2 protein-coding genes are annotated in these 2590 nt (G+C 72.4%); one reads left to right on the top strand and one right to left on the bottom strand.

Annotation, left to right across the window (positions count from 1 at the left end):
- The first annotated feature begins 644 nt into the window (after positions 1 to 644).
- Complete coding sequence (locus ACN4EG_RS27555) at positions 645 to 1469, top strand: glycerophosphodiester phosphodiesterase family protein (protein WP_431633487.1); 825 nt, start codon at positions 645 to 647, stop codon at positions 1467 to 1469.
- A gap of 3 nt (positions 1470 to 1472) precedes the next feature.
- On the opposite strand, the gene galE is transcribed toward ACN4EG_RS27555, so the two are convergent.
- Complete coding sequence (gene galE, locus ACN4EG_RS27560) at positions 1473 to 2456, bottom strand: UDP-glucose 4-epimerase GalE (RefSeq protein ID WP_431633488.1); 984 nt, start codon at positions 2454 to 2456, stop codon at positions 1473 to 1475.
- Positions 2457 to 2590 lie beyond the last annotated feature (134 nt).

The following is a 2590-nucleotide window of genomic DNA, read 5'->3' on the forward strand; positions in this document are numbered from 1 at the left end:
GATTCTAGCTGGCCCGGGGGGCGGGGCGGACCCGTCCTTTCGGACAGGGGGCGACCGCGCGCCTCAGGACGACACGACCGCCACGCTGACTGCGGCCAGCACGGAGCCCACCACAAGCGTTCAGTCCAACGGCGACCCCAGCCGCATGGAACTGAATCTCCAAGGCGTCCGCCAGGTAGGCCTCGGCACTCATGCGGCCCCGACCGGGCAGCCGGGAGCGGATCAGCCGTAGCACCCGCAATGGCGGGCACACGGGTGAGGTGACCGGGAGATGCGCGCCCACATCGTAGTTGTGCAGGCGCGCGGTCATCTCGACGCCATCCGCGAGCGGGTTGCCCTCCGGAAGCAGAAGCCACCCCGATCCTGGCGTCCCGAAGCGCGGCGACCGCGCGCGTAGACCTGGAGCTTCGGCATCCGCGACACCCCCTGTTCGCGCTGCTGCCGACAGCGTCAAGGACGCTCACCCAGCGGGCGCTGCGCCTCCAGCTCGAGCAGGGCGCGAGACGCCGCGCCTTGACCGGTCGAATGCTGGCAAGGTCGACGTCGGGGCCCGGCTCTGCTTGAATCCCGGGGCCCCTTTGTCTGGCCAGCGACGGCTTCGCCGAAGCGCGACGCAGCCCCCTCCCTACCAACGGAGCCATCGCATGCCCTCGCCCCTCGGCCTCGCCCTCGGACTGCTGTCCAGCATCGCCCTTCCGGGCGGGCCCAGCTACGTGGCGACGCCCGCCGAAGGCACCTGCTGCCTGGTGATCGCGCATGCGGCGGGATCGATCAGCGGCAACGTACTCACCAACAGCCGCGAAGCACTCGAGGCCAATTACGCCATCGGCACGCGCTGGTTCGAGATCGACCTGCTGGCCACCAGCGACGGCGTGCTTGTGGCCGCGCACGACTGGACCAACTGGCGGCGCTTCGTCGGCGACGAGGGCGACCAGGCGCCTGCGCTGGAGGAGTTCCGTGCGCGCCGGATCGTTGCCCGGGCCTCCGCGCATGGCGTCCCCGGCGACTACGCGCCGATGACGTTCGACGACCTCGAGGCCTTCCTTGCGAGGCATCCCGATGCGGTGGTCGTCACCGACACCAAGGGCCCGCTCGCGGACGTCGAGGCGGCGGTGGCCGCCAGCCCGAGGCGCGAGCAGTTCGTCCTGCAGGCCTATTCGGTCGCCGAGGTGGCCGGGCTGGCGGAGCGGGGCTTCGGGGGCCGCATCATCCTGACCCTGTACAAGCTGCCGGTGGCCTACGACGACGCCCTCGTCGAGCCCTTCCTCGCCGAGGTCGCGCCGGTGCGCCACGCGCTCGCGGGATTCACGGTGCCGCTGTCGTTCGCGGCCCGCGGCGACAACATCCGCCGCCTCTCCGGCGACGACGGCACGCGGGTCTACGTCCACGGCCAGCCCAACGAGATCAATGCCCGCGAGGTCCAGGCGGCCATGGCCGCGCGCGGCGCGAGCGGGTTCTACCTCGACTGAGCCTCAGTAGCGCGGCGCGCGGTGCCAGCGCAGCGCGGTCGCGATGATGGTCTCGAGGTCGGCGTGCGCCGGCGCCCAGCCCAGCACCTCGCGCGCGCGGCGGCTGTCGGCGACCAGCACCGGCGGATCACCGGGGCGGCGCGGGGCGCGCTCGAACGCGATCGGCCGGCCCAGGAGGCGCTCCGCCGCGCCGATCACCTGCAGCACGCTGTAGCCCTCGCCGTTGCCGAGGTTGAAGCAGCGCGCCGGCTCGCCCGCGTCCATCGCGCGCAGCGCCAGCAGGTGCGCCTCGACCAGGTCGAGCACGTGCACGTAGTCGCGGACGCAGGAACCATCCGGCGTGGGGTAGTCGTCGCCGAACACCTTCAGTCCGCCCTGCTGGCCGAGCGCCGCGCGCAGGACGTTCGGCACCAGGTGGGTCTCGGGGGTGTGGCTCTCGCCCAGGCGGCCGTCGAGGCTGGCGCCGGCGGCGTTGAAGTAGCGCAGCGAGATCGAGCGGAAGCCCTCGGCCTCGCCGAGCTGGGCCAGCACGTCCTCTACCGCGCGCTTGCTGGCGCCATAGGGATTGATCGGTTCGCGCGGATGCGACTCGTCGATGCGCGGCGCGCGGGGCTCTCCGAACACCGCGGCGGTCGAGGAAAACACCAGCCGGCCCACGTCCGCGCGGCGCAGCGCGTCGAGCAGCACGAGCGTACCGCCGAGGTTGTTGTCCCAGTACTGCAGGGGCTTGAGGATCGACTCGCCGACCAGCGAGCTCGCGCAGAAATGCATCGCCGCGTCGAAGCGCTCCCCGCCCAGCAGCCGATCGAGCGCGTCGCGGTCGCGGATGTCGCCGCGCACCAGCCGCAGGCCCTCCACCGCGGCCGCATGGCCGGTGGAGAGGTTGTCGTACACGACGACGTCGTAGCCGGCCTCGTCGAGGCGCCTCGCCATGTGCGAACCGATGTAGCCCGCGCCGCCGCAGACCAGGATCTTCCCACCGCTCATTGCCGCACCTCGAGTGTTCCGATGACCACGGGATCGCCGGCCTCGCCGGCCAGCGTCACGTCCATGTTCCGCCCCGCCCGGAGCCGATCGCCGGGGACGGGCGCCACCAGCAGCCCCCCGGCGCCCGCCTGGGT

The organism is Alkalinema pantanalense CENA528, from assembly GCF_050753345.1.
GTDB lineage: Bacteria > Cyanobacteriota > Cyanobacteriia > Leptolyngbyales > Leptolyngbyaceae > Alkalinema > Alkalinema pantanalense.